General features: G+C 60.2%; 27 protein-coding genes and 1 riboswitch. Of the genes, 11 read left to right on the top strand and 16 right to left on the bottom strand.

The window, feature by feature from the left end; all coding sequences use genetic code 11:
- Positions 1–57: 57 nt before the first annotated feature.
- The 3 genes from TU80_RS08555 to TU80_RS08545 form a co-directional block, all read right to left on the bottom strand.
- On the bottom strand, positions 58–1422 hold the full coding sequence (locus TU80_RS08555) for a DUF1329 domain-containing protein (protein ID WP_046384660.1): 1365 nt from the start codon (positions 1420–1422) through the stop codon (positions 58–60).
- Between the two features lie 29 nt (positions 1423–1451).
- Positions 1452–3323, bottom strand: coding sequence for a DUF1302 domain-containing protein (locus TU80_RS08550; protein WP_046384661.1), 1872 nt, complete (start codon positions 3321–3323; stop codon positions 1452–1454).
- A 331-nt stretch (positions 3324–3654) separates the two neighbouring features.
- Positions 3655–5337 (bottom strand): fatty acid--CoA ligase, encoded by a 1683-nt coding sequence (locus tag TU80_RS08545; RefSeq protein ID WP_017845945.1) that lies wholly within the window; start codon positions 5335–5337, stop codon positions 3655–3657.
- A gap of 256 nt (positions 5338–5593) precedes the next feature.
- Here TU80_RS08545 and TU80_RS08540 point away from each other — a divergent pair, with 256 nt between their 5' ends.
- Together TU80_RS08540 and TU80_RS08535 are read left to right on the top strand one after the other, a co-directional pair.
- The gene (locus tag TU80_RS08540; protein ID WP_046384662.1) at positions 5594–7633 is read left to right on the top strand and encodes a lipase family protein; all 2040 of its coding nucleotides are present in this window, start codon (positions 5594–5596) and stop codon (positions 7631–7633) included.
- Positions 7626–8696, top strand: coding sequence for a hypothetical protein (locus tag TU80_RS08535; RefSeq protein WP_046384663.1), 1071 nt, complete (start codon positions 7626–7628; stop codon positions 8694–8696). Before TU80_RS08540 ends, TU80_RS08535 begins: the two co-directional genes overlap by 8 nt.
- Before the next feature lie 93 nt (positions 8697–8789).
- Here TU80_RS08535 and TU80_RS08530 read toward each other — a convergent pair whose 3' ends face one another.
- Positions 8790–9422 carry a LysE family translocator gene (locus TU80_RS08530; RefSeq protein ID WP_017845948.1) on the bottom strand — a complete coding sequence of 211 codons (633 nt, stop codon included), beginning with the start codon at positions 9420–9422 and terminating at the stop codon, positions 8790–8792.
- A gap of 84 nt (positions 9423–9506) precedes the next feature.
- On the opposite strand from TU80_RS08530, the gene TU80_RS08525 reads away from it, so the two are divergent.
- From TU80_RS08525 to TU80_RS08515, 3 genes are all read left to right on the top strand, one after another.
- On the top strand, positions 9507–10472 hold the full coding sequence (locus TU80_RS08525; protein ID WP_017845949.1) for a 2-hydroxyacid dehydrogenase: 966 nt from the start codon (positions 9507–9509) through the stop codon (positions 10470–10472).
- Between the two features lie 30 nt (positions 10473–10502).
- The gene (locus tag TU80_RS08520) at positions 10503–11501 is read left to right on the top strand and encodes a methyltransferase (RefSeq protein ID WP_017845950.1); all 999 of its coding nucleotides are present in this window, start codon (positions 10503–10505) and stop codon (positions 11499–11501) included.
- A gap of 50 nt (positions 11502–11551) precedes the next feature.
- Positions 11552–11673, top strand: a riboswitch (yybP-ykoY riboswitch).
- A gap of 88 nt (positions 11674–11761) precedes the next feature.
- A complete protein-coding gene (locus TU80_RS08515) occupies positions 11762–12346 on the top strand; it encodes a TMEM165/GDT1 family protein (protein WP_017845951.1) in 585 nt (194 codons plus the stop codon).
- A gap of 80 nt (positions 12347–12426) precedes the next feature.
- Here the strand turns inward: TU80_RS08515 and TU80_RS08510 are convergent, their stop codons facing one another.
- The 4 genes from TU80_RS08510 to TU80_RS08495 form a co-directional block, all read right to left on the bottom strand.
- The gene (locus tag TU80_RS08510) at positions 12427–13245 is read right to left on the bottom strand and encodes a M48 family metallopeptidase (protein WP_017845952.1); all 819 of its coding nucleotides are present in this window, start codon (positions 13243–13245) and stop codon (positions 12427–12429) included.
- Between the two features lie 136 nt (positions 13246–13381).
- Positions 13382–14002: an SOS response-associated peptidase gene (locus TU80_RS08505; RefSeq protein WP_057004262.1), complete on the bottom strand. Its 621-nt coding sequence runs from the start codon at positions 14000–14002 to the stop codon at positions 13382–13384.
- 36 nt (positions 14003–14038) lie between these two features.
- Positions 14039–14299 carry a putative signal transducing protein gene (locus TU80_RS08500; RefSeq protein WP_017845954.1) on the bottom strand — a complete coding sequence of 87 codons (261 nt, stop codon included), beginning with the start codon at positions 14297–14299 and terminating at the stop codon, positions 14039–14041.
- A gap of 11 nt (positions 14300–14310) precedes the next feature.
- Complete coding sequence (locus TU80_RS08495; RefSeq protein ID WP_017845955.1) at positions 14311–14493, bottom strand: CPXCG motif-containing cysteine-rich protein; 183 nt, start codon at positions 14491–14493, stop codon at positions 14311–14313.
- A 133-nt stretch (positions 14494–14626) separates the two neighbouring features.
- Here TU80_RS08495 and TU80_RS08490 point away from each other — a divergent pair, with 133 nt between their 5' ends.
- Entirely contained in the window at positions 14627–15790 is a 1164-nt protein-coding gene (locus TU80_RS08490) for a 1-acyl-sn-glycerol-3-phosphate acyltransferase (protein WP_169850554.1), read from the top strand.
- Positions 15791–15911: 121 nt separating this feature from the next.
- Here the strand turns inward: TU80_RS08490 and TU80_RS08485 are convergent, their stop codons facing one another.
- Positions 15912–16169 carry a hypothetical protein gene (locus tag TU80_RS08485; RefSeq protein WP_046384667.1) on the bottom strand — a complete coding sequence of 86 codons (258 nt, stop codon included), beginning with the start codon at positions 16167–16169 and terminating at the stop codon, positions 15912–15914.
- Positions 16170–16351: 182 nt separating this feature from the next.
- Here TU80_RS08485 and TU80_RS08480 point away from each other — a divergent pair, with 182 nt between their 5' ends.
- Positions 16352–16561, top strand: coding sequence for a hypothetical protein (locus tag TU80_RS08480; RefSeq protein ID WP_017845958.1), 210 nt, complete (start codon positions 16352–16354; stop codon positions 16559–16561).
- Between the two features lie 55 nt (positions 16562–16616).
- Here TU80_RS08480 and TU80_RS08475 read toward each other — a convergent pair whose 3' ends face one another.
- Positions 16617–17201, bottom strand: a complete 585-nt coding sequence (locus tag TU80_RS08475; protein ID WP_046384668.1) for a YajG family lipoprotein — start codon at positions 17199–17201, stop codon at positions 16617–16619.
- Positions 17202–17394: 193 nt separating this feature from the next.
- Between TU80_RS08475 and TU80_RS08470 the strand changes: the two genes are divergently transcribed.
- Complete coding sequence (locus TU80_RS08470; protein ID WP_046384669.1) at positions 17395–17628, top strand: hypothetical protein; 234 nt, start codon at positions 17395–17397, stop codon at positions 17626–17628.
- Positions 17629–18346: 718 nt separating this feature from the next.
- Positions 18347–19855, top strand: a complete 1509-nt coding sequence (mqo, locus tag TU80_RS08465) for a malate dehydrogenase (quinone) (RefSeq protein WP_057004261.1) — start codon at positions 18347–18349, stop codon at positions 19853–19855.
- Positions 19856–19917: 62 nt separating this feature from the next.
- Here the strand turns inward: mqo and TU80_RS08460 are convergent, their stop codons facing one another.
- The 4 genes from TU80_RS08460 to TU80_RS08445 all read right to left on the bottom strand — a co-directional run bounded on the left by TU80_RS08460 (position 19918) and on the right by TU80_RS08445 (position 21946).
- A complete protein-coding gene (locus TU80_RS08460; protein WP_017845962.1) occupies positions 19918–20205 on the bottom strand; it encodes a PA4642 family protein in 288 nt (95 codons plus the stop codon).
- Positions 20206–20396: 191 nt separating this feature from the next.
- Positions 20397–20882, bottom strand: a complete 486-nt coding sequence (locus TU80_RS08455; RefSeq protein ID WP_046384672.1) for a hypothetical protein — start codon at positions 20880–20882, stop codon at positions 20397–20399.
- A 35-nt stretch (positions 20883–20917) separates the two neighbouring features.
- Positions 20918–21385, bottom strand: coding sequence for a WbuC family cupin fold metalloprotein (locus TU80_RS08450; RefSeq protein WP_057004260.1), 468 nt, complete (start codon positions 21383–21385; stop codon positions 20918–20920).
- A gap of 3 nt (positions 21386–21388) precedes the next feature.
- Positions 21389–21946 carry a hypoxanthine-guanine phosphoribosyltransferase gene (locus TU80_RS08445; RefSeq protein WP_010567709.1) on the bottom strand — a complete coding sequence of 186 codons (558 nt, stop codon included), beginning with the start codon at positions 21944–21946 and terminating at the stop codon, positions 21389–21391.
- 163 nt (positions 21947–22109) lie between these two features.
- Here TU80_RS08445 and upp point away from each other — a divergent pair, with 163 nt between their 5' ends.
- Positions 22110–22748 (top strand): uracil phosphoribosyltransferase, encoded by a 639-nt coding sequence (gene upp, locus TU80_RS08440; RefSeq protein ID WP_017845966.1) that lies wholly within the window; start codon positions 22110–22112, stop codon positions 22746–22748.
- 2 nt (positions 22749–22750) lie between these two features.
- Positions 22751–24025: a uracil-xanthine permease family protein gene (locus tag TU80_RS08435; RefSeq protein ID WP_017845967.1), complete on the top strand. Its 1275-nt coding sequence runs from the start codon at positions 22751–22753 to the stop codon at positions 24023–24025.
- 130 nt (positions 24026–24155) lie between these two features.
- Here TU80_RS08435 and hisC read toward each other — a convergent pair whose 3' ends face one another.
- On the bottom strand, positions 24156–25208 hold the full coding sequence (hisC, locus tag TU80_RS08430; protein WP_057004259.1) for a histidinol-phosphate transaminase: 1053 nt from the start codon (positions 25206–25208) through the stop codon (positions 24156–24158).
- 3 nt (positions 25209–25211) lie between these two features.
- Positions 25212–26537: a histidinol dehydrogenase gene (hisD, locus tag TU80_RS08425; protein ID WP_017845969.1), complete on the bottom strand. Its 1326-nt coding sequence runs from the start codon at positions 26535–26537 to the stop codon at positions 25212–25214.
- Between the last annotated feature and the right edge of the window lie 279 nt (positions 26538–26816).

The following is a 26816-nucleotide window of genomic DNA, read 5'->3' as shown; positions in this document are numbered from 1 at the left end:
GGCTGTCAGACCGCTATCGGGGGCAAGCCCCCTCCCACATTTGGCTACGCGTGCAGCTTAGCGAACACCGTCCTGGCGCAGGGCCGCCGGGCTGAAGTCGCTGATGCCGGCGGTGAAGCCGAAGTCATACGCCTGTTTCTCTTCGTTCTTCATGCCCAGGGCCAGGTAGCGGCCGGACTGCAGGTCGTAGAGGGTTTCCAGGGCGTACCACGGCACTTGTTTGTCGTAGTAGTTCTCGGCATGGGCTTCGGCGACGCGCCACAGTTGGCCGCGACCGTCGTAGTGGTCGATCACGGCCGCTTGCCAGGTGTCTTCGTCGATGAAGAAGTCACGCTTGGCGTAGATGTGGCGCTGGCCTTCCTTCAGGGTCGCGACCACATGCCACACGCGGCGCAACTCGTAGCGTGCGAGGTCCTGGTTGATGTGGCCGGCCTTGATGATGTCGACATACTTGAGTTTCGGATCGTCGATCTTGTAGCTGTTGGAGGCGATGTAGATTTCTTTCTTGCCTTCCAGTTTCCAGTCGTAGCGGTCCGGCGCACCGTTGTACATGTCGAGGTTGTCGGAGGTACGCAGGCCGTCGGCAGCGGTACCCGGCCCGTCATAAGACACTTGCGGCGCCCGGCGTACACGGCGCTGGCCGGCGTTGTAGACCCACGCCGAGCGCGGTTCCTTCACCTGGTCGAGGGTTTCGTGAACCAGCAGCACACCACCGGCCAGACGTGCCGGTGCGGTCACTTGCTGCTTGAAGTAGAACAGCACGTTGCCGGGGTTTTTCGGGTCGAAGTCCTTCATTTTGTCGCGGAACACGAACTGGTCTTTGAAATACACCAGGCTGAACGAACCGTTGGTCTGCGGCGTGGCCTGGGTCACCAGGCGGGTCACGCTGCCGCCGCGATAGCGGGTGATGTGGTTCCAGATGACTTCAACGCCACTTTTCGGAATCGGGAACGGCACGGCGGTTTCGAAGTTTTCCAGACCGTTACCGCCGGACACCAGGTTGGTGTTGGTGGCGTTCTTCTTGATCGAGGCGAACACCTCGGCCGGTACAGTGGCGCCGCGATGGGTCGGGTAGACCGGCATCTTGAAGGTGTCCGGGTAGCGCTTGAACATCGCGTACTGCCCCGGCGCCAGCTTGTCTTTGTATTGCTCGACGTTTTGCGCGGTGATGGTGAATTGCGGTTGTTCGCTGGCATAAGGGTTGGCCAGGAAACCACGGGCGTCGACGGCGCCGGCATTCGTCGGCAACGGCGACCATTTGGGAATGGTGCCTGCGGCGTTACCGGCCATTTCGGCGCCCATCGGGGTCAGGGTCGTGCCCAGCTTGGCGGCCTCATCCGCCGACACCGCCGCCATGACGTTACTCGCCAGGATCGACAGCCCAAGCACACCGACGTGCAACAGACTTTTAGTTATTTTCATGTTCTGGTTCTTCCTGAAATGCAGTGTGCTTAGAAGTTGGCGCCGACGCTGAGGGCGATGAAATCACGGTCGTCCACAGTGGAATACTTACCGCCGAAGAAGTTGGTGTAGGCCAAGCTCGCGGTGTAGGTATTCTGGTATTCAGCATCCAGGCCGAGACTGACAGCCTTGCGACCTTCTTCGAAGTTGCCGCCAGGGCCTGGCGAATAACCGCTGACGTCATGGGACCAGGCCACGTTGGGCTTGAGGTTCACACCCGCGAACACATCCGGGTATTCCCAGATTGCCCGACCGCGATAGCCCCAGGAGTTGGCGGTGGTAAAGCCGTCATTGTTGCAGTTGGCCGTCAGGTTACTGCGGTCTGTACCTGCGCCCGCACCGGCAATGGTTCCCGCGTTGAGCGTCGCGCACAGTGGGCCTTCCCCAGGACCAAATACCGGATCACGCCCGTAGCGCGCTTTCGAGCTGCTTTCCAGGCCGCCGACGTGGGTCAGCCCCACTTCGCCCACCAGTGTCAGCCGGCTGGCGCCCATGACCTGATCAAAGAAGTGCGTAAAGGTGGTCTGGAGTTGGGTGATTTCCTTGCGGCGATAGCCATTCAGATCCTGACCGGCGGCGCCCTTGAGCGGGGAAGCACCGTTCAAGCCTATCAACGGCGTAACGCCCGCGTACAAGATGTCGGTGGTATTGAGCTGAACCGGCGCGTTCGGCCGGTAGCTGATCTCGCCGCTCCACGCTGTGCCGGTAGGCAAGGTCGTCGAGAAACTCAAACCGTACAAGCGAATGTCTTCTGGATATTCGACGAAGTAGCTGGAGTTACCGGCCACGATGAGTGGACGCAGGCTACTGGCTGGCGTGGACGTCAATGCGTTAGCCGCGGCGTAAGTCGCAGCCGATGCGCCCTTGGCGCTGAAAATCGGCGCACGGCTGTGGTAGTTCATGAAATAAGCGCCGAACTCAGTGTCCAGCGGCTCGAAGTTGTAGTGCATGGCCACACCGAACTGCCCGCTATCGCGTGCGTCACGATCAGAACCGCGCTTGACCAGTACACCTTCGTCATTGATGTCGACGCCAAACCGATTCATCAGCGGCAAACCACCACCCGCAGCGATGACAGAGCGCTTGCTGAGCAACCGCAGGTTGTCATTGCAGCCGCCTGTAATGACGTCCGCCTGGGAGAAAAACGTCCCGCAGTTATCGGTGACGGTCTTCTCCCAATCCAACTGATAGAAGCCTTCCGCCGACAGGTTTTCGGTCAGTGTCTGCGACACATAGAACATGTTGACCGGAATCAGGCCTTCCTTGATCTCGGCACCCGGGCGACGGAACGCCGCTACGTCAATCGGGTTGATGGAGTTGATGCCGCCGCCGATGAAGGTACTTTCGCCCCAACTTACAACCTGTTTACCGAAACGCACGGAACCTGGCTCATCGGCAATCGAGTAGTTGTGATAAATGAAGGCGTCGAGAATTTCCCCGCCGGAAGACCGGGCGCCCATAGGACGGCCGTTGTCACTGATGTCCTTGAACTCACGATTTTCGTCCTTGAGTTCAAAGTCATACCAATATTTGCCGCGAACAAACACACCGGTGTCGCCGTATTTCAGTTCCAGGTCATGGATGCCCTTGAAGATTTTCGAGAACGTCTCGCCGCGCTTGAAGTTCAAATGGCCGTCATCGGAGGTCTGGGACAAGCCCTTGCCGCCATTGTTGACGCCGATCAGATCGCGGTTGGCCTTGGCTGTCGACCAACTGGCCCCCACGGAAAGAGAGGAGTCAAAATTCCCTTCGATTTCACCGATATTGAAACTGACGCCGAATGCCGGCCCGGCGAGCGTAGAAGCGAGACTGACGGCCAGGGGCAATCTTGCCCGGCGCCAGAACTGATTTACTGAGGTCATCGACGCTACTCCATGTGCATTATTGTTATGGCAGTGAGTTCTTTCGGTGATGCATGTAACGGCCGGAATACAACGATTCCAATGCCGCCCGGCAACCGAGCCCCCATGGCTCGAAGCGCAACATCCTTGAAAAACTCTGAGAGGGACTATAGCCAGCAGGGGGTACCGCTTGATCCCTCTAAAGTGTGATTTGCATCACCGACCCGTCTGCCACAGTCCTTTTGCCACGTCGACGAAGGCCGACGCGGCAAGGATGGCTGAAAATCGGCAAATCACAAGTGAAGCCGCGAGATAGAGCATTGCCGTGCCCGAACGGGCACGGCGAAAGGTATCAAAGGGTAGAGAGGAACGTACTGTTGTTGGCCTGCCACTCAATGATGTCGACGCGGATACGTTTTTTGTCGAGCTTGCCGACACTGGTCTTGGGAATTTCAGTAACAATGGCGATCTGGTTTGGAATCGCCCACTTGCTCAAGTGGCCCAACTCCACGAACGGCTTGAGGTGCTCCTTGAGTTCACGGGCGCCTATCACATGGCCATCACGCACCACCAGCAACGCAAACGGGCGCTCGCCCCACTGCGGATCGGCGATGCCCACCACCGCTACTTCGCGTACCGCCGGGTGGCGGCTGACCAGGTCTTCCAGAGCCAGGGACGAGATCCATTCGCCGCCGGTCTTGATCACGTCCTTGATGCGGTCGCGGATATCGATCACCCCAAACGCATCGAGGGTCGCCACGTCGCCGGTGTGCATCCAGCCGCCTTCCCACAGCTCGGCGCCCTTTTGCGGTTCGTTGTAGTAACCCTCGGTCAGCCACGGCGCGCGTAGCACCAGTTCGCCCTGGGACTCGCCATCGGCGGGCAGGAAATGCCCGTCGCTGTCGATGATCGCCGCTTCCACCAACGGCCCGGGCACTCCGGCCTTGATGCGGTAAGTGGTGCGCTCGTCCTCGGTGCCGGCCATCAGCTCATCGTTGAGATGGGCGCAGGACACCAACGGCCCGGTCTCGGACATGCCATACGCGGCGGTCAGTTGAATCCCACGGGCCTTGGCCGCTTCATACAGCGTGCGATTGAGGGCGCTGCCGCCGATGACGATTTTCCAGCCGCCAAAGTCCACGCCCTGGGCGGCCTTGGCGTTGAGTACCATTTGCAGGATGGTCGGCACACAGTGGGAAAAGGTGACCTTCTCCTTGCGCCACAGCTCCACCAGGTATTCCGGATCGTAACGCCCGGGGTAGACCTGTTTCAGGCCCAGCATGGTGGCCACATACGGCAGGCCCCAGGCATGCACGTGGAACATCGGCGTGATCGGCATGTACACGTCGTTGGTGCCCAGCAAGCGAACGCTGTCGACACTGCCCATGATGGTCGCCACGCCGATGGTGTGCAGCACCAATTGGCGATGGGTGAAGTACACACCCTTGGGGTTGCCGGTGGTGCCGGTGGTATAGAAGGTGGTGGCGACGGAATTTTCGTCGAAATCCTCGAAATCGTATTTCGGGCTGGCGGCGGCCAGCAGGGTTTCGTACTCCCCCACCAGGTTCGGCAGTTCAGCGGTTTTCTCGGCCGCATCGGTCAGCAACAAGGTTTTGTCGACGGTGGTGAGCTGCCCGGCAATCGCCTGGTAGAGCCCCACGAACTCGCTGTTGACCAGCACAAAGCGGTCCTCGGCGTGGTTCATGGTGTAGAGAATCTGTTCCGGCGACAGGCGCACGTTGATGGTATGAATCACCGCGCCGATCATCGGGATGGCGAACATGCATTCCAGGTAACGGTGGCTGTCCCAGTCCATCACGGCAACGGTATCACCGGCCTTGACCCCGGCTTCGGTGAGCACATTGGCCAGGCGCGCGACCCGCTCGATCAGGGTTGGATAGGTGTAGCGCAGCTTGTCGCGATAGATGATTTCCCGGGTCTTCTCATAGCGGGCCCCGGACATGAGCAGGCGTTTGATCAACAGCGGATATTGGTACGCACCTTCGGCGGGCGGGATAACACGGGTCTGCAACATACGAATCCCTTTTTATGACTGCACGGTCTCGGCTTGAAGACCTGCACTGTAGAGACGTTAGGTGCCGACCAAATCAGCCAAAGGAATGATTTGCAGCCTGCTGCGAATGATAGCTTTGCGCCAACATTCTCTTCGGGACATGAGCAAATTAGATCAGGAAGCACCCTTCGCTGAAAGGCGAACCTTCCGACATTCGTCACGGATAGCAACTCTTTACGCTTTGGACTTTCGTCGCATCCATCGCTAAAGGACCGCTATGCACAACGATCCCATGCACCGCACGGACACACTCAACCCGAACAAGGATTTCATCGGCGGCAAACAGAAACGGCATTGGATAGAGTTCCAATTGCTGGATGAGCAGGGCGAGCCCCTGGCGAACCTGCCTTACCGTGCGGTGAATGAGGCCACTCGTGAGCGTGTTGTGCCGGAGTTTCTTGGCCGCAGCGATGCCGAGGGGGTGATTCGCGTTGAGGGCTTGCATCCGCTGCCTATCACGTTGTTGATGGAGGCCAACCCTTTGGCCGATCAACTGCAAACGCGTCGTTTGCGTGCTGAGCGCGCAGAGCCGCCTCGACCGGTTATCGGGGATCGTACACCGCTGTATGGCCCGCAACGCTCAGGCTTTTCGCCGATTGAGAAGCAGGCGCTGGCTGCGGGACGCTGTTACCACTATCTGCGAATCGGTCAATTATGTGACCAACAACCAACATTCCAGCCCCCCTTGAATGATTCGAATAAGCTACCGGCGTTTCATTTCCCGGAACGAAAGTTCAACGGCTTCACCGTCAGTGGCGATGAACTGGACCGTCGTCATGTGCTGGAAGTCTGCCCATTTCGCGCCTGGTCTCTGATGTTGCATCACCAGTCTGGGTACAGCCTGGTCAATGCCTACAACCTGGGGTTGATGAGTATTTTGGCGTATAGCACGCGGGATGAACGCGAACTGGGTTCCGTCAACGAGTTTTTCGAGCAGCAATGCCTGGATTTGTCACGTACACCTCGGGTTTGGGATAACGGCCAGGCATGGCCATGTGTGGTGGTTGATGTGCCTTTTAGTGATCGTTATTTGACGATCAAAGCCTTGGATACCGCTAAGGCAGACGTGCCGGAAGGTCATACCCAGCTGCTTTACGCTATCAGTGCATCCCAGGCGTTGGTGGCGTGGCGCGGCACTGAGATGGAAGGGCTTGCTGACCTCATCACCGATGCGACCTTTCGTCCTGTGAAACCGGAGATCGCTGCGGTTTGCGAGCCTAAGGTTCCTTGCCCTGACCTTACTGCTGTGGGCAGTGTGCACCTTGGCTTTCGCGATGCCTTTGAGGTGGCGAGAAGAGTTTTTGATACTGATTTTGGCAAGACGATTCTTGGTGGTGCTCGCGATAAAAAATTGTTCATCTGCGGCCATAGCCTGGGCGGCGCGCTTGGCCTCATCCACGCGGCCTCGCTGAAAAACCATAACCCTCTGCTCTACACCTACGGCATGCCCCGCACCTTCACCCTCCACGCCGTACAGTTTTTGGGCGACCTATGGCACTTTCGCCATGTCAATGACATGGACGCCATTCCTCGCGTGCCCCCCGAGGCCGCGCTGGACAATTACCTATATGACGCCTATGGCCCTGTCGGCCTGCTCGCTGGGTTTAGTTGGTCGCTACGTCAAGCCGTCTCCAGCGCAGTATTCAAACATGAAGACCCGTTCAGCCATCACGGTGAGATCGCCATGTTTTTCCGGGCCAAGCAACACCAGCAACAGGAGATCACACCATACCCCGCTTACCGCAAACCCGATGGCACGCCCTATCGCAGCACTATCGCCTACGAACTGCCGGAAAAAGCCAAGCTGTATTTGGTCCCCAGTCTGAGCGAGGACGGTGACCAGCAAGTCGAGCAGGCCACGCAGTGCCTGAACACATCGCTGAACGCCGAAAGCCGGGCCCGGTTCTTCCCTCGCTACAGCAACCCGGCGACGGGTCGAATGCCGCGTATTGGCGATCACTTCATGTCGCAATACCAACCCTATATCCATAACCAATTACTGGAATCGATTGATGCAGAGCGCGATCCGTTGCTGGAGCGACAGGTCCAACGGCGCAAGTTCGAACAACAGCTAAAGGATTACTACGGGAGCATTCACGAGGACGAACTAACCCGCAATCGCGTGTTCCTCGACTTACAGCGCCTGGTAGACCAAGCCCTGCATATCACCCAGCGAGTAGCAGGTGGCACCGAGGCGCTGCAGCGTTTTAACGCCATTGCCGACCCAAAAGCTTATTACGAGAAGACCGATGGTTAAGCCGATCAACACGCGAAAGAACAAAATCCGGTTTCTCCGCCTGCTCACTGTTGTGTGCGCGATGTTTTTTAGCCTCAGTGGATGCCGTCAGGATTACAGTCTGGCGCCGCCTGCCAACAGCGAAAAAATAACCGTCACCGTGAAACTGCCCAAGGAGCTAAAAACCGAAACCATGTGGGTGATGTACCGCTCGCCCATTTGTAAGCGTGTCGACTACGGCGCCAGCGGCCAGCGCACTGAACGGGATGGTCATCACTCGGTTTACAAGGAACTGGAGCGCCAGGGGCAGAGTGATCTCTACCAAGTAGAACTGCCGAAAGATGGCGGTGGCGCGTGCCGCTGGCATTTGGCGAATGTGACCTTTGGCGTGGCTTATGCCGATCCGACGCGTTTTGGCGAGAATGTGACTTCAGGGGGAGGGGGCGGCGTGGTTGTGATATTTGACTACAACGACTCGCCACGGGGAGGAGCTGATATCAAGGTTGAAGGCGATCTGACGATCAAGAAGGATTACTACCCTTGGGTCGATGAAGAGTTTTTGGGGCCTTACAAAAAAACTGTGGGCTTGGCCGGCGAGGGCAGCATTTACCTCAGTTACCAAGCATTACAGGCGCGGCAGGTATATTTCGAACCAGTCATACATTCCGATTTCATAGTTTATTCGGCGGGGCCAAAGGAAAAAAAGGAGGGAAACCACACCGCTTTCACCTATCCCGACGGCAATGTCGTGGCAGATGGTCAATCGACGCCAGACTTCTGGAAACTACAAAGCCTGCGCACAGGACGCGCCCCCGAGTGTTTTTCACGCTGGCGTTATGCCGATTGTCGGGACCCCCGCCCGCAGCTGTTACCCGACTGGCTCCCAGAACCGGATAAGCCCGGGTTTGGGCGCTACCTCATTGTGGACGAATGGGGGAAAAGACTGCCTTCGTATAGCTATAGGCTGGTCGGTAACAACGGTCAAATATTCGAGGAGAAGACAGATGTCGAGGGGCTTACCGACCCCTTACCGGAGAGCGCCCATCCAGTACGTGAAGTCGATTTCCCCAACAGGAGATGGTGATGCCGCCTATACAAAAATTGGCTTTCGAACCCGCTGGTTCTGCCAAGGACAAAACCATATTCCATCTTGGTGCCGGTCGTAAGAGAGTTCGACTCATTTCATACTGGTGAACGCCAGTTTTACGCCGATGGCAATCAACACCGCGCCCATCGTCCGATCGAACCAATGCCCCATCCGCGCAAACCCTGCACGCACCCGCTGCTGGCTGAACAACATCGCCACCAGGCAGAACCACGCCGCCGTCGCTACCGCCAGGTACACGCCATAACCCGCCTGCACCGCCAGCGGTGTGTGCGGGTTGATCACCACGGTAAACAGCGACAGGAAGAACAACGTGGCCTTGGGGTTCAAACCGTTAGTCACAAAGCCTGCGGTAAACGCCCCGCGTGGGGTGCGTTCGCCGACTTCGCGGTGCAGTTCACCCTCGGCGGCTGGCTTGGCCGGCTGCGCGCGCAGGGCCTTGAAGCCGATGTACAGCAGGTAGGCCGCCGCCGCCCATTTCAGTGCGTTGAACAGCACGATGGACTGGGACACGATCAAACCGATGCCGAGTAACGAGTACCCCACGTGCAGGAAAATCGCCGAGCCCACGCCCAATGCGGTCCAGGTCCCGGCGCGGCGGCCGTGGGTGACACTTTCGCGCACCACCACCGCGAAATCCGGACCGGGGCTGGCCACTGCCAGCAGGTGAATCAAGGCCACGGTCAAAAACTCGGCGACGTACATACTCACTCCATTAAGTAACGGATTATTTCATCTGATAGGCTCGGCAGATTACGCCTTCGAACCCTGTCACAAAAGGTACAGTTGATGACGAACAATCGCCGCGCCGTCTTCCTAGATCACCCATCCCTCGACCTGGGGGATCTCGATCTCAGTGAGCTGCACAACTGTTTCAGCGAGCTGCAGCTGTTTGAGCAGACCACCCCGCAGAATGTGGTCGAACGCCTGCAAGGCGCCCAGGTCGCTATCAGCAACAAGATTGCGCTCAACAGCGAAACCCTGGCCGCCTGCCCCGAACTCAAACTGATCCTGGTGTCGGCCACGGGCACCAATAACGTCGACCTTGAAGCCGCCCGCGCCCATGGCGTCACCGTCAGTAACTGTCAGGGCTACGGCACGCCGTCGGTGGCGCAGCATACGATCATGCTGCTGCTCAACCTGGCGACGCGGCTGAAGGACTATCAACGGGATGTCAGCGCGGGCAAATGGCAAGCCGCCAAGCAGTTCTGCCTGCTGGACCACCCGATCGTCGAGCTGGAGGGCAAAACCCTCGGTTTGCTCGGGCATGGCGAACTGGGCAGTGCCGTCGCACGGCTGGCCGAGGCCTTTGGCATGCGCGTCATACTCGGCGCCATTCCCGGGCGCCCTGCCCGTGCCGACCGCATGCCGCTGGATGAACTGCTGGCGCAGGTCGACGCGTTGACGCTGCACTGCCCGCTCAACGAACACACCCGCGACTTGATCGGCGCTCGCGAGCTGGCGTTGCTCAAGCCCGGCGCGTTTATCGTCAACACCGCGCGCGGTGGCCTGATCAACGAACAGGCCCTGGCCGACGCCTTGCGCAATGGCCACCTGGGCGGCGCGGCGACCGATGTGCTGAGCGTCGAACCCCCGGTGCATGGCAACCCGTTGCTGGCCGACGATATCCCGCGCTTGATCGTCACGCCCCACAACGCCTGGGGCAGTCGCGAAGCGCGGCAGCGGATTGTCGGCCAACTGGCGGAAAACGCCCGCGGCTTTTTCAGCGGCGCCCCGCTGCGCGTCGTCAGTTGATAAACTGCGCCCCTTTTCAAGGAGCAGACCATGGATCCGCGCAGTGAAGTACTGCTTCGTCAGGCCGAACTTTTTCAAGGCAACCTGCTGCTGGTGGGGTTGCCTGCCGACGATTTGCTCGGCCGCCTGCCCAACGCCCATGGCTGGTGCTGGCATGCCGGTGACCAGGCTGCGCTCGACGCACGTTTCCCCGAGCGCAGCCAGTTCGGCGTGAATGTGCCGCAACGCACGTTTGATGCGGCAGTGATCTTCCTGCCCAAGTCCAAGGACCTCACCGACTATCTGCTCAACGCCGTGGCCGCGCGCCTGCCCGGTGCCGAGCTGTTTCTGGTGGGGGAGAAAAAAGGCGGGATCGAAAGCGCCGCCAAACAGATGATCCCCTTCGGCAAGCCGCGCAAACTCGATAACGCACGGCACTGCCAGTTGTGGCAGGTCACCGTGGCCAACGCGCCGCAAGCGGTGGAGCTGGAGAGCCTGGCGCAGGTTTTCGAAGTGCCGCTGGCCGAAGGTCCGCTGAAAGTGGTGAGCCTGCCGGGCGTGTTCAGCCATGGCCGCCTGGATCGTGGCACCGAGTTGTTGCTGGAGCATTTGGACAAACTGCCCAGCGGCCACCTGCTGGACTTCGGTTGCGGCGCCGGTGTGTTGGGCGCGGCGGTCAAACGTCGCTACCCGCACAATACGGTGACGATGCTGGATGTGGACGCCTTCGCCACCGCCAGCAGCCGCCTGACCCTGGCGGCCAACGGTCTGGAAGCCGACGTGCTGACCGCAGACGGCATCGATGCCGCGCCAATGGGCTTGAACGCGATCCTGAGCAACCCGCCGTTCCATGTCGGGGTACACACCGATTACTTCGCCACGGAGAACTTGCTGCGAAAAGCCGCGAAACACCTGGCAAAAGGCGGCGAACTCCGACTGGTTGCCAACAGCTTCCTGAAGTACCAGCCGCTGATCGAAGAGCACTTGGGCGTGTGTGCGGTCAAGGCCGAAGGCAATGGTTTTCGCATCTATCGCGCCAAGCGCGGCTGATCGGCGTTTGCAAAAGAACACTTGCCGAATGGATTTTGCCTAGGCAGAATCCGCTCCGTCCTAGGGGAGTAGTCTCCCACGAGCGCCACGCTCGTCCGGCATACGTCAACATACTTGGTCAGCAGACCATGGCGTATGCGACCCAGGAGTCCGCTCAGACGGACCGGGGTTTGACAAGACCTATGACACGCACACCTTACCCGGGGCGGGAAGGCTGTACGTGTCATAGCCGTGTCGACCCGCCCCTGGAAACCTACCTGATGCTGGATTCACTGCTCGTCCCTACCGCAATCGTTGCCTTGGCCGAAATCGGCGACAAGACCCAACTGCTCGCGCTCATCCTTGCCGCACGCTTTCGCAAACCCTGGCCGATCATCGCCGGCATCATCGCCGCGACCCTGGCGAACCATGCCGCTGCGGGTGCCGTAGGTGCCTGGTTCGGCAGTTTCTTCTCGGATGCGGTGCTGCACTGGATTCTCGCCGCGAGTTTCTGTGCCACGGCGCTGTGGACCCTGGTGCCGGACAAACTCGACGATGACGAAGCCAGCACCACGCGCAAGTTCGGGCCGTTCCTGACCACCCTGATTGCGTTCTTCCTCGCCGAAATCGGCGACAAGACGCAGATCGCCACGGTAATGCTGGCGGCGCAATACCCTGAGCTGTGGCTGGTGGTTATCGGCACTACCCTGGGCATGTTGATTGCCAACGTACCGGTGGTTCTGGCGGGGAATTTTGCCGCGGAGAAATTGCCGTTGACCTTGATTCGTCGACTGGCGGCTACGGCGTTTTTTGTCCTGGCGATCGTGGCGGTGTACAAGGCCATGCAAAGCAGCGGTTGGATCTAAGGATCCAAGCCTGCAAACCCAATCCAATGTGGGAGGGGCTTGCCCCCTCCCACATTTGGATCTTCATGAGGCTTGGATTATCAGGACTTCTTGGCCTGCTGATACAACGGCATCACCTTCGGAATCGCCGCCTGCAACGAGGCGATCCGACTGTCGGAGGCCGGGTGAGTGCTCATGAACTCCGGAGGCGCGCCTTCCGAAGCCTTGGCCATCTTGTTCCACAACGTGATGGCGGCGTTCGGGTTGTAACCGGCGCGGGCCGCCAGCTCCAGGCCGATCAGGTCCGCTTCGTTTTCATTGCTGCGGCTGTTGGGCAAGGTCATGCCGTAGTTGGCCACGGTATCGGCCAGCGCCATGCTGTCCTGGCCGAGACCAAGCAACGCGCCGGCGCCCTGCTTGGCCATCTCGATGCCGTAGGCCTTGGACATGGCTTCACGGCCATGTTCGCGCAAGGCGTGGGCGATTTCATGGCCCATCACCGCCGCCAGCTCGTCATCGCTGAGCTTGAGGTTATCGATCAGCCCGCTGTACACGAAGATCTTGCCGCCCGGCCCGCAGTTGGCATTCATCTCATCGCTCTTGATCAGGTTCACTTCCCACTTCCACTGCGCCGCATCCGGACGGAAGGTCGGCGCCTGGGCGATCAGGCGGTTGGCGATGGCCTGCACGCGCTTGGCGTTGGCGCTGGTCTTGTCCACCAGGCCTTTGCCGCTGGCTTCACCCAGGGTCTGCTGGTAGGACTGCGCATACATCTGGTCGACTTCCTGGCTCGACAGCATGCTGAACATGTACTGCTTGCGCTCCACCCCAACGGCACCGCCGCTGGTGGTGTTGACGGACTGACACCCGGCCAGCAGCACTGCTGCCGCCAATACACTTACGGCCAATGATTTCTTCATCAACACACTCTCCCTGAAAAGACGCCCTGAAAACATGGCGCGTATCCTAGGCGGTGATTTGTATCGACGCCAGATACATCAGACGTGCAGACGCTAAATTTCGGATACATCCCACAACGGTGGCGGACTTTCGGGCTCAAGCCGGAGTCAGGCACTCCGGCCCATTCAGCTTGGGATCGTTGACCATGTTGGCCAGCACCCGTTCACGCAAGGCGACCGGCTCGCTGGCCAACAGCCCCTGCAACACCGGCAGCGGCGTCTCGGGGTTCAGCCAGGCTTCCTGCCCCGCCGCATCCAGAATCAACGGCCGCCGCTGACTCTGCGCCGCCTGGGTCACCACCGCGGTGCTCAGCCACACTTGCTCCTGCACCGGATACGCTTCCCAGATGGCCGCAAAAAACAGCGTCGAACCTTCCCCTGGCGTCAACCAGTACGGCCGCTTGCGCTGGGTGCCGCGCCATTCGTAGAACCCGTTGGCCGGCAACAGGCAGCGACGCTGGCGAAACGCTTCGCGGAACATCGGTTGCTCAGCCAGGGTTTCGGCGCGGGCATGCGCCGGAGTACGGGAAAGGTCCGTCAGCCACGGCGGTGTCAGGCCCCAGCGGGCGCGGGCCAGGGTGCGCTGGCCGTCGGTGGCGCGCTGGATCAGCACCGAATCATTGGGAGAAATATTCCACTGGGCCTGCTGATCCGCCGGAAAGCCCGGCAAGGCAGCAAACGTGGGGTTCCAGCGAAACAGGGCATAACGTCCACACATGGGGCAACACGACTCTTGGGTAAACCGACCGACAGCCTAACAGACCAACACGTCGGGGAAGCTGTCGGGTTCATCGCCGGGCAACGGTTGCGCACCGTTATACGCGGTGATCAGCTCGCGCGCGCAGGCTGCCTGGTCGTTGTCCACTTCTAGCCCCAGCAGCCCGAAAATCGGTAACTCGCCGCTACCGCCGAGCAAATGGCGCCCCACCAAATGCGCCTCGATCCCTTCGCTGGCGAGCATCTGCTGCAGCAGCTCGCCTTCCATCAGGTTTTCCGGTTCGTAGATTCGCTGCATGGGCGTACCTGCTATTCGTTTTCGCTGCGAGTTTCGAGCATCCACTCTTCACCATGGACCTGCAGGTTGAAAATGATCGGTCGGCAACATACCTGACAGTCTTCTATATAGGTCTGGTCGCCGCCGGATAAATCCACGGTTGTCTCCACCACTTCACCACAATAAGGACAATCGTACAGCGCGGTTTCCAGCATCGCAGTCTCCCAAGTGACTTGTGCGTATAATCGCCGGTCTATTTACAGGGTTATATTTCGGCCGAGCCCATTACTCGGGCCGCACCCTGGTATTTCCTCTACTTACCCTAGCCGTTTCTAACAAGAGAGCATGATGGGCGAATTCGATACCATCCGACCTTACAACGACAGCGAAGTCCCGGCAGTGCTGGAGCGGCTGTTCAGTGACAAGGCCTTTCTGGACATCCTGACCCACTTCCGCTTCCCGCGCTTTGCCGGCGCGCTGGGCTGGCTGCTCAAACCCATGATCGCCCGCAAACTGCGCCGTGAATTCGCCGGCGTCACCACCGTGGCCACGCTGCAGGACAAAGTCGAGTATTACGTCGACCACACCATTGATCGAGCGACCGACGGCGTGACCTATACCGGCGTGGAACAGCTCAAATCGGGCACCGCCTACGTCTTTTTGGCCAACCATCGCGATATCGTGATGGACCCGGCCTTCGTCAACTACGCCGTGTACCACGCCGGCCTGCCGACACCGCGTATCGCCATCGGCGACAACCTGCTGCAAAAGCCGTTTGTCAGCGACCTGATGCGCCTGAACAAGAGCTTCATCGTGCACCGCTCGATCACCGGGCGAAAGGAAAAAATGGCGGCTTACCAGTTGCTGTCGGCCTACATCAACCATTCGATCCGCCACGACTGCCAGTCGATCTGGATCGCCCAGGCCGAAGGCCGCGCCAAGGATGGGGATGACCGCACCGAATCGGCGATCCTCAAGATGTTCCACGTCAGCCGCAAGGACGAGCCGTTCGCCGAGGTGATCCAGTCGCTGAACCTGACGCCCGTGTCCATCAGCTACGAATACGACCCATGCGACTTGGCCAAGGCTCGCGAGCTGTACATCCGCGCCACCACCGGCACCTACACCAAGGCACCGGGTGAAGACGATGTGAGCATTGCCCTGGGCATTACCGGCTACAAGGGCCGGGTGCATGTGAACTTTGCGCCGCCGATCACCGAGCGCTTCGAAGACACCAAGCTGCTCGCCGTGGAAATGGACCGGCAGATTCTCGGAGGTTATCGCCTGTTCCCGGTTCACTACCTGGCCTACGCCCAGTGGAGTGACGCCGACCCGCAACTGCAGGTGCCCAAGGCAGCGGATATCTTCCCGGCCGACGAGTTGGCCAAGGCCAAGGCAGAGTGGGAGCGGCGCTTGAGCGAGTGCCCGGTCGAACACCGGCCGTTCCTGGTGGTGCAATATGCAACGCCAGTGCGCAATCAATATCGGGTCAAGGCGGGAATCCCGCTGTAATACACCTAGCCAAACCTGTGGGAGCGGGCTTGCCTGCGATGCGGTGGTTCAGTCACAGCGGTACCGACTGTAACTCCGTTGTCGCGAGCAAGCCCGCTCCCACAGTCGTTTCAGGGTGCAACTAAAAACGCGTGCTGATCCATGAAACCAGCAGCGCCAGCCCCAGGCAGGCGAAACCAATACGATAAGCCAGGCGATGCGCCCGTTCGGTGCGTACATCCAGAAACAGCATGGGTTGGTCGATGGCGCGCTCTTCGCTTTGCGCGGCGAGCCTGGCCATGGCGCGCTGTTCCTTCAAACGGGTAATGAATAGCAGTGCAGCGCCAGAGCAGGCCACTGATAGAGCAACAACATTGATCAGCAGTCCGGCCAGCGCCATCACACACCTCGTTGAAACAGTGCCTTGGTATCCATTCAGATACAAACCTGAACGGAAGTCGCCTCCTGCGCCTAAAAGCTCCTTCCCCCATTGACAGCTAATGTATCGAGTAATTTACGGCGTCACCTGAACGTCACCTTAACCGTTCACTCTGTGGCCCTTCGAACGCTCGGGAGCTTGTCATGTTGCACGCGCAAAACCAGGATCGACTGTATTTGATAGCCCCAAGCGATGAGCAAGAGGCGCTGATCGGCGGCCTCGCGTTCAACGTCCAGGACCGCCACTGGCTGGTGTATTGCGCCCTTGGCGGGCACCAGCATGCGGACCTGCCGGAGACGGACCTGCTGACCGGGATAAGCCTGCTCGACTTCGGTATCGACACCGCGGCATGAAACGGCGGGCACAAAAAAGCCGGGCTCAGCGCTGAGCCCGGCTTGTTATTGAGCGTTATTGCGAGCTGAGCAACTGGCCGATGCTCGGGTCCTTGAACAGACGGGTCAAGGCGTCGCTCAGGACGTCGCTGACCAGCTTGGTGTTGGTCTCCTGGTTAGGCGACATGCCGAAGCGCTGGTTGAGGGACGCACCATAACGGCCGCTGTAGCGACGGGTGCCAGCGCTCACGTCGGACTTGAACGTCGCGCCGATAGTGGCCTCCGTCACGTACAGGCCTTCTTTGGGCGACTGGTATTTCAGCTCGGCCAGGGTGATGGTCAACTGCGGCGCGCCCGGCGAGTTGGCCGGGGTAAAGCCGAGCAGCCGCACCGCGGCTTCAGCCTGGGCTTGCAGCTTGGGGAGCACATCGGCACCGCTCACCGACACCAGCGCGGTCTCCGGATACAGGCCACCACGGGAGCCCAGGGTCGGCGAAGGACGACCATCCACCACACGCACCGACACCGGCTGACCGTGACCCACCGGGGCCAACTGCGTGGTGAGCTTCGGTTGCGGGCTAAGTTGTTGCGGGCTATTGGCGCAGCCAACCAGGGTCAAACTGGTCACAGTGATCAAACCGAACAACAGGCGTTGCAACATGCTCTTCTCTCCAGAAATCGAGTACCGACAGGCCGGCAGTATAGCGGGCGGCCCTCGCCGGGAACTAGCGTCAGTTACAACCTAAGACCCGCAGGCATTGTAGGGGTTCGGTGTCACCGATATGTCACAGCCGATACACGCGCCCGTCATCCCCGGCAGGCATGCTTGGCCTCAATCTCAGGAGGCTGATTTCATGCATTTTCTCTGGTCGCTGTTTACCCGCAAGCCCGCCCTTCGCCAATTTGCCCTGCTCGATGTGCAAGGTCGCTGCCAGGCTTTCAAAGAGTGCAGCCAGCCTCCGGTCGGCGCTGGCTGGGTGGAAATCGAAGAAATCCGCTTGAGCTGGATGCACCGCCCGCTGCCCGCCAGCGCCCGTATCAGCCCACGCGCGACGCAGTCGCCGCATCGCCACCCGTTGGCCGCCTGACCGAACGCCTAATAAAAGTCATAAAACACGCCCATTTCCTTGGCGTTCTTCGCTACAATCTCCCCCCGATTATAAGGACGTCTCCTGATCGGGCCTCGCAACATCGTTAATGCTTCGGTATTAGCCCCCCCAGATCGCCCACAGAGAGCCGCCCACACAGATCGTGTGAAGCTGGCGCGCTTGCTGTTTTCTTTGCAAACCACCCGCCTTTACCGAATCTGCCAGAGCTGCCATTGCGCTCGGCCACTTGAGTTGTTTGCCCGTTTTGCCGCATGCCGGCAAGGTTTTCCGGGCCAGGTGCCAGGCTGGGGCAGCCCTTTTTTGAGGTTCACGTCTTCAAAAGAGCGTGAAAAAACGGGTTTTCACAACTTCACAAGAGTGTGGCGAGCAAATGAATAGTTTGGCGTTTGTACAAGCACCATCAGCGTCTGGAACAGCCCAATCACACAGGACCGAGTGCTCCGGGGCTTGAGCCTGTCCGCTACGGATTGATTGCACGGATCGCACGCTTTGACCATAAGTCGAATTGCCACGGCAGCCCATGAATGCGTTCATAGGCGGATTAGCCCGGCAGGAAGCGTGCGCTGAACTTGCAAAGAATTGCGAATCGGACATGGCGATCCTGGCCATGGGTAACCTGGGGCAACACGTGAACCGCCCCGTCACTCCTGGCAGCCATGCCGTCAATTTGGTGCTGCAGATTTTGGAGACGCGTTAAATGGCGCATAACGAAGCAGTCGACGTAGTACTGGTAGGGGCCGGCATCATGAGTGCCACCCTGGCCGTACTGCTCAAAGAGCTCGACCCCGGCCTCAAGCTGGAAGTCGTTGAGCTGATGGACTCGGGAGCCGCGGAGAGTTCCAACCCGTGGAACAACGCCGGTACCGGCCACGCCGGGCTGTGTGAGCTGAATTACACACCCCAGGCCGCCGATGGTTCCATCGACATCAAGAAAGCTGTCCACATCAACACCCAGTTCGAGGTGTCGAAGCAGTTCTGGGCGTACCTGACCAAAAAAGGCACCTTTGGCTCGTCCAGGTCCTTTATCACCCCGGTGCCGCACCTGAGCTTCGTGCAGGGCGACAAAGGCGTAGCCTTCCTCAGGAAGCGCTTTGAAACCCTCAGCCAGCATCATGCATTTTCGGATATGCGCTATACCGAAGACCGCAACGAGATGGTCGAGTGGATGCCGCTGATGATGCCAGGCCGCCCGCTCGACGAAAAAATCGCCGCGACCCGTGTGCAGAACGGCACCGACGTCAACTTCGGCGCCCTGACCAACCAGTTGCTGAACCACCTGACCAGCGCGCCCGATGCCCAGGTCAAGTACAGCAAACGCGTGACCGGCCTCAAGCGCAATGGCGCGGGCTGGACCGTGAGCATCAAGGACGTCAACAGCGGCAACAGCCGCGACGTGGACGCCAAGTTCGTGTTCCTCGGCGCCGGTGGCGCGGCCCTGCCGCTGCTGCAAGCCTCGGGCATCGAAGAAAGCAAAGGCTTCGGCGGTTTCCCGGTCAGTGGCCAGTGGCTGCGTTGCGACAACCCGGAAGTGGTCAAGCACCACCAGGCCAAGGTTTACAGCCAGGCCGCCGTGGGGTCGCCACCGATGTCCGTGCCGCACCTGGACACCCGCGTGGTCGACGGCAAGACGTCCCTGCTGTTCGGGCCTTACGCCGGTTTCACCACCAAGTTCCTCAAGCACGGCTCGTTCCTTGACCTGCCGTTGTCGGTGCGCGCCGGCAACATCGGCCCGATGCTGGCCGTGGCCCGGGACAACATGGACCTGACCAAGTACCTGGTCAGCGAAGTGATGCAGTCCATGGAACAGCGCCTGGAATCCCTGCGCCGCTTCTACCCGCAAGCCAAAGCCGAAGACTGGCGCCTGGAAGTGGCCGGCCAACGGGTGCAGATCATCAAGAAAGACCCGAAAAAAGGCGGCGTGCTGCAATTCGGCACCGAGCTGGTCGCGGCCAAAGACGGCTCGCTGGCGGCGCTGCTGGGCGCGTCCCCGGGCGCTTCGGTGACGGTGTCGATCATGCTCGAACTGATCGAACGCTGCTTCCCGACCAAGGCTGCCGGCGAGTGGGCGGCCAAACTGCACGAGATCTTCCCGGCCCGTGAAAAGGTCCTGGAGACCGATGCCGAGCTGTACCGCAAGATCAACGCGCAGAACAACATCAGCCTGGAACTGGTTGAGCAAAACAACGAAGCCCAAAGCTACGCTTAAGGCCTCGAAATAAAAAAGCCCCGCTTCTCGATATGAGCAGCGGGGCTTTTTTTCGCCTGCGATCAGCCGCGGGCGTTATCGATCAATTCAATGTACTCGGCGGCGTTGCGCTGGTCCTTGATCAGGTCGACGAAGGTCTGGCCATGCTCGTCCTTGCCATCGAGGTCCAGGCCGGCGGCCTTGAAGAAGCCCAGGAAGCGCTCGAAGTCGTCGATACGCAGGCCACGATAGGCCTTGATCAGTTTGTGCAGGGAGGGTGAAGTCGCGTCGACGGGTTCGAAGTCCAGGAACAACTTGATCTGATCGTCGCCGATCTCGTCACCAATCACCTGTTTCTTATCTTTACGCATTACCGACTCCAGCCTGCGGACATTTACATGGGGTTTGAAGTCTACCTGCGAGGCGCGGGCGGCGAAAGCGCTGAGAACCACTGTGGGAGAGGGCTTGCTCCCGATTGCGCTGGATCCGTCAATTAGATGTCGACTGACACACCGTCATCGGGAGCAAGCACCCTCCCACATTGGGTTCGTCAGGGTGCTGGCTACTTGGTGCGTACCACGCCGGTATGCAGATCCGCCCAGATATGCCCATTGGCATAACTGAGGAACTGCACATACACCGTGTCATTGCGCAGCAGGTCGACGATCACGCGGTATTGGGTCGCGGGGTAGGACAAGGTCAGGGTCTTGGTCTTGTCATCGAACACCGGCTTTTTCAGGCTTTTGCTTTCGGCGTCGAAATTGACGATCACCTGGGCGATGCTTGCGCCTTTGTTCAAGGACTTACCCTTGAGGCGAATCATCAACGGCGACGTCACCGGGATCGGCTGCTGCGTGGATTGGCGCTGATTACCTACCACCACGGCATACTCGGTGACTTGCAACAGTTGCTGCTGGTCGGGCGCTTCGGCGCGCAGGGCCAGGTCGTCGGGCGGCAGGAATTGGCTGTGCATCGGCGCCGGGGCGGCGGCCAGCGGCAAGCTGAGGGTCAGCGCCAGGGCGGCGCAGGTGCGAATCAACAGGCTCATGGGCCGCTCCGGGAAAGATGGCCCAGCACTGTAGCTCAATCGAACTGGGCAAGCATCCAGCGTTGATACTTGGCCACATCGGCATCGCCTTCGCGAGGTGCCCAGTCGGCCAATTCACCCTCGCCCACCGGTCGGTACGGCCCGGCCTTGCACTCGAACATCACCGTGTCAGGCGCCAGCACCACCAAACCGTGGAATACCCCCGGCGGCAGATCGATGCCCGAACACTCGCCGCCCGCCTGCATCACGCGCTTGGCGATCACTGCACCGCTGTCGCTGAACAACAGCACCCCCAGGCGCCCCTGGAGCACCAGCAGGGTTTCCGCCTTGTCCGCGCTCAGATGCCGATGAGGCGGCACGTAGGTGCTAGGTTGCAAGCCCACGGCCAGGCGATGGCAGGGTTCTTCCATCTCATGGAAGTTGTGGTGGTGTCGGCCACGGGGGCTGGCGGCCGCCTTCTCGGCCAATTCAGCAAACAGCGTCTGATCAAGAAAGCGGGCCATACATTACATCCCTTTAACGGCGTAAATCCCATTGGCGTTGCGCCAGTAACCTTTGTAGTCCATGCCGTAACCGAAGATGTAGCGGTCGATGCACGGCAGGCCGACGAAATCGGCCTTCATTTCCGGGCGCGCCTTGCGGTCGTGGTCTTTGTCGATCAGCACGGCGGTATGGACTTTGCGCGCGCCGGCGTGTTTGCAGAAGTCGATGATCGCGCCCAGGGTGTGCCCTTCATCGAGGATGTCGTCGATGATCAGCACGTCGCGGTCGATGAACGAGACTTCCGGCTTGGCTTTCCAGAACAGGTCGCCGCCGCTGGTTTCGTTGCGATAACGCGTGGCATGCAGGTAGGACGCTTCCAGCGGGAAGTGCAGATGGGTCAGCAATTTGCCGGCGAAGATCAGACCACCGTTCATCACGCAGAAGACCACCGGGTTGGTGTCGGCCATTTCGCGGGTGATCTGTGCGCCGACCTTGGCGATCGCCTCTTCGACTTGCGCTTCGGTGTACAGGCAGTCAGCCTCGCGCATGATTTGACGGATATGCTCGAGATCAGCGGACATGGCGCTCTCCAGGGGGTGCTGTGGCAAGAAAAGCGGGCAAAGGTACGCATGTGAGGCGCAACGTTCAAGCCTTAATGGACTAACGTGCTAGATGTCTATAGGACAACACCCTCGGATAGATTAATCTAGGCCGGTTTTTTTGCCCGCCGCCGGAGCCTTTCCCATGCCCACTCGCGAGATCCGCCATCCGCTGATCCGACACAAGCTCGGCCTTATGCGCCGCGCCGACATTAGCACGAAGAACTTCCGTGAGCTCGCTCAGGAAGTCGGAGCGTTGCTCACCTACGAAGCCACCAAAGACCTGCCCCTGGAAAGCTACGAGATCCCCGGTTGGGCCGGCCCCGTCCAGGTCGAGAAGATCGCCGGCAAGAAAATCACCGTGGTGCCGATCCTGCGCGCCGGCATCGGCATGCTCGAAGGCGTCCTCAGCCTGATCCCCGGCGCCAAGGTCAGCGCCGTGGGCGTGGCTCGCAATGAAGAGACGCTGCAGGCCCACACCTACCTGGAAAAACTCGTACCGGAAATCAACGAGCGTCTGGCGATGATCATCGACCCGATGCTCGCCACCGGCAGTTCCATGGTTGCCACCATCGACCTGCTGAAGAGGGCCGGTTGCAAGGACATCCGCGCCATGGTGCTGGTCGCCGCGCCCGAAGGCATCGCCGCCGTCGAGAAGGCCCACCCGGACGTGCAGATCTACACCGCGTCCATCGATGAGCGCCTGAATGAAAACGGCTACATCATCCCAGGCCTGGGCGACGCCGGTGACAAGATCTTCGGTACCAAGCAGAAGGACGCGTGAACATGCAGGATGAATTCAACGACCCGCTTTGGCGCCAGATCCTGTCTGGCGCACAAATGCTCTTTGTGGCATTTGGCGCGTTGGTGTTGATGCCGCTGATCACAGGTCTTGATCCAAACGTCGCCTTGTTCACCGCCGGCCTGGGCACGCTGCTGTTCCAGCTGGTGACCGGGCGGCAGGTGCCGGTGTTTCTGGCGTCGAGCTTTGCCTTTATCACCCCGATCATTCTCGCCAAGGGCCAGTTCGGCCTGGCGGCGACCATGGGCGGGGTGATGGCGGCCGGTTTCGTTTATACCTTCATGGGGTTGGCGGTGAAGATCAAGGGCACCGGTTTCATCGACCGGCTGCTGCCGCCGGTGGTGATCGGGCCGGTGATCATTTCCATCGGCCTGGCCATGGCGCCGATTGCCGCCAACATGGCGATGGGTAAATCCGGCGATGGCGCCGAGCTGATCCATTACCAGACGGCGATGCTGATCTCGATGCCGGCGCTGCTGACCACCCTGATCGTGGCCGTGTTCGGCAAGGGCATTTTCCGCCTGGTGCCGATCATCTCCGGCGTGCTGGTGGGCTTTGCCATGGCGTTCTACTTCGGCGTGGTCGATACGGCCAAAATTGCCGCCGCACCGTGGTTCGCCCTGCCTCACTTCACCGCGCCGGAATTCAACTGGCAGGCGATTCTGTTTATCGTCCCGGTGGCCCTGGCCCCGGCGATCGAGCATATCGGCGGTGTGATTGCAGTGGGCAGCGTGACTGGTCGCGACTACCTGAAGAAGCCCGGCCTGCACCGCACCCTGCTGGGTGACGGGATTGCCACCACGGCCGCCGGCCTGTTTGGCGGCCCGCCGAACACCACCTACGCCGAAGTGACCGGCGCAGTGATGCTGACCAAGAACTACAACCCGAAGATCATGACCTGGGCGGCAATCTTTGCCATCAGCCTGGCGTTTATCGGCAAGTTCGGCGCACTGCTGCAGAGCATTCCAGTGCCGGTGATGGGCGGGATTCTGTGCCTGCTGTTCGGCTCGATCGCCGCTGTGGGCATGAACACGCTGATCCGCCACAAGATCGACCTGGGCGAAGCCCGCAATCTGGTGATTGTGTCGGTGACGTTGGTGTTCGGGATTGGCGGTGTGCTGATCGGCACCGGCACCGGTCCGGACGATTTCGGCCTGAAGGGCATCGCCCTGTGTGCGGTGGTAGCGATTGGCTTGAACCTGCTGCTGCCGGGCAATGATGGCTGGAAGCACAAGAAGCCGGATGAGCCGTTGATCTAACCAGCACTGCAAAACTGAATGTGGGAGGGGGCTTGCCCCCGATGACGGAGTGCCAGTCGACATCTAATCGACTGATCTGCCGCTATCGGGGGGCAAGCCCCCTCCCACATTGTTAGATCTTCAGTGTGACTTAGAGCTCGCCTAGGCCATCGATCAGCGCCTGGTTCTGCTCCGCCGTACCGATGCTGATCCGCAGGAACTGATCAATCCGCGCCTGCTTGAAGTGCCGCACGATCACGCCCTGCTCACGCAACTTGGCCGCCAGGCCGGCGGCGTCGTGCCGTGGGTGGCGGGCGAAGATGAAGTTCGCAGCCGATGGCAACACTTCAAAGCCCTTGCCTTCCAATTGCGCGACGACCTTGTTGCGGCTGTCGATCACCCACCGACATGTCTTCTCGAAGTACTCGCGGTCGTCGAACGCCGCCGCTGCGCCGACAATCGCCAGGCGATCGAGCGGATAGGAGTTGAAGCTGTTCTTGACCCGCTCCAGCGCCTCGATCAGGTCCGGGTGGCCCACGGCCAGGCCCACGCGCAAACCGGCCAGTGAGCGCGATTTGGACAAGGTCTGGGTGACCAGCAGGTTCGGGTAGCGATCCACCAGGCTGATGGCGGTTTCGCCACCGAAGTCGACGTAGGCTTCATCCACCACCACCACCGAATCCGGGCTGGCCTTGAGGATCTGCTCCACCGCGTCCAGGGCCAGCACGCAGCCGGTCGGCGCGTTCGGGTTGGGGAAGATGATCCCGCCGTTCGGCCTGGCGTAGTCCGCCGCGCGGATCTGGAACTGCTCATCCAGCGGCACCGCGTCGAATTTGATGCCGTAAAGGCCGCAGTACACCGGATAGAAGCTGTAGCTGATATCCGGGAACAGCAGCGGCGAGTCGTGCTGGAACAGCGCGTGGAAGATGTGTGCCAGGACTTCGTCGGAACCGTTGCCGAGGAACACTTTACCGGCGTCGATCCCGTAATAGCGGGCCACGGCCTGCTTGAGCAGGTCGCTGTTGGGGTCCGGGTACAGGCGCAGATTGTCGCTCAACTCGACCTGCATGGCCGCCAGCGCCTTGGGCGACGGGCCGTAGGGGTTTTCGTTGGTGTTGAGCTTGACCAGCTTGGTCAACTTGGGCTGTTCACCGGGTACGTAAGGCACCAGCTCCTTGACGAAGGGGCTCCAGAATTTGCTCATGTCTCAGTTCCCCTTATTGTCTTCAAGGATGCGGTATTCGGCGCTCCGGGCGTGGGCGCTCAAGGATTCGCCACGGGCCAGTACCGAAGCGGTCTTGCCCAACTCGGAAGCACCTTGTGGCGAGCAGAAGATGATCGACGAACGCTTCTGGAAGTCGTACACCCCCAGCGGCGAGGAGAAGCGCGCGGTGCCGGAGGTCGGCAACACGTGGTTGGGGCCCGCGCAGTAGTCGCCCAGGGCTTCGCTGGTGTGACGGCCCATGAAGATCGCGCCCGCGTGACGAATCGACGGCAGCCAGGCCTGTGGGTCGGCCACGGACAACTCCAGGTGTTCCGGCGCGATGCGGTTGGCCACTTCGATGGCCTGCTCCATGTCGCGCACCAGGATCAACGCACCACGGCCATTGATCGACTTCTCGATGATCTCGGCGCGGTCCATGGTCGGCAGCAGCTTGTTGATGCTGGCAGCGACCTTATCGAGGAACTCGGCATCTGGGCTGACCAGAATCGCCTGGGCGTCTTCGTCGTGCTCGGCCTGGGAAAACAGGTCCATGGCGATCCAGTCCGGGTCGGTCTGGCCATCACACACCACGAGGATTTCCGAAGGACCGGCGATCATGTCGATACCGACCTGGCCAAATACATGGCGCTTGGCGGTGGCGACATAGATGTTGCCGGGACCGACCACTTTGTCGACCATCGGCACGCTTTCGGTGCCGTAGGCCAACGCCGCGACAGCCTGGGCGCCGCCGATGGTGAACACGCGGTCGACACCGGCGATGCAGGCGGCCGCGAGGACCAGCTCGTTGATCTCACCGCGTGGGGTCGGCACCACCATGACCACTTCGGTCACACCGGCCACCTTGGCGGGAATCGCGTTCATCAATACCGACGACGGGTACGAGGCTTTACCGCCCGGCACGTACAGGCCGGCGCGGTCCAGCGGCGTGACCTTCTGGCCCAATACGGTGCCGTCGGCCTCGGTGTAGCTCCAGGAATCCTGTTTCTGTTTTTCGTGGTAGCTGCGCACCCGCGCCGCCGCGAGTTCCAGGGCTTCGCGCTGCGGCGCGGTGATGCGCGTCAGGGCCAGCTCCAAGCGTTCGCGGGGCAGGATCAGGTCTGACATGGACTTGACGTCCAGGCCGTCGAACTGGCGGGTGAAATCCACCAGCGCGGCGTCACCGCGCTCGCGCACGGCCTTGATGATATCGAGCACCCGCTGGTTGACCGAGTCGTCGGACACGCTTTCCCAACTCAGCAGATGATCCAGATGATGGGCGAAATCCGGGTCGGCAGCGTTGAGTCGGGCAATTGCAGTGGACGTGGTCATAGCGAGGGCCTCATAGGATTGGCAAAAACTCAGGCGCCCGAAGGTGCGCTGACGTTCAATAACGAATCGCGTTGGTGCTGTGGCCGTGCCAGGCAAGGCGCGGGACGCCGGTAAGGGTTTGTTTCCTTACCAAGTCCCGCAACGCGGCATGGCGCGGCCACAGTACCAACGCGTAGAGCCTTGCCTCAAAAGGCAGGCTGCTACGCGTCGCTAGGTATTGAAAAAAAATCTTCTACTAACATAACTTGCCTTTTGGGGTAAGGCGCGATTCGTTATTGA

It is taken from the genome of Pseudomonas veronii, from assembly GCF_001439695.1.
Classification (GTDB): Bacteria; Pseudomonadota; Gammaproteobacteria; order Pseudomonadales; family Pseudomonadaceae; genus Aquipseudomonas; species Aquipseudomonas veronii.
This window is presented reverse-complemented; position numbering and strand designations above follow the sequence as displayed.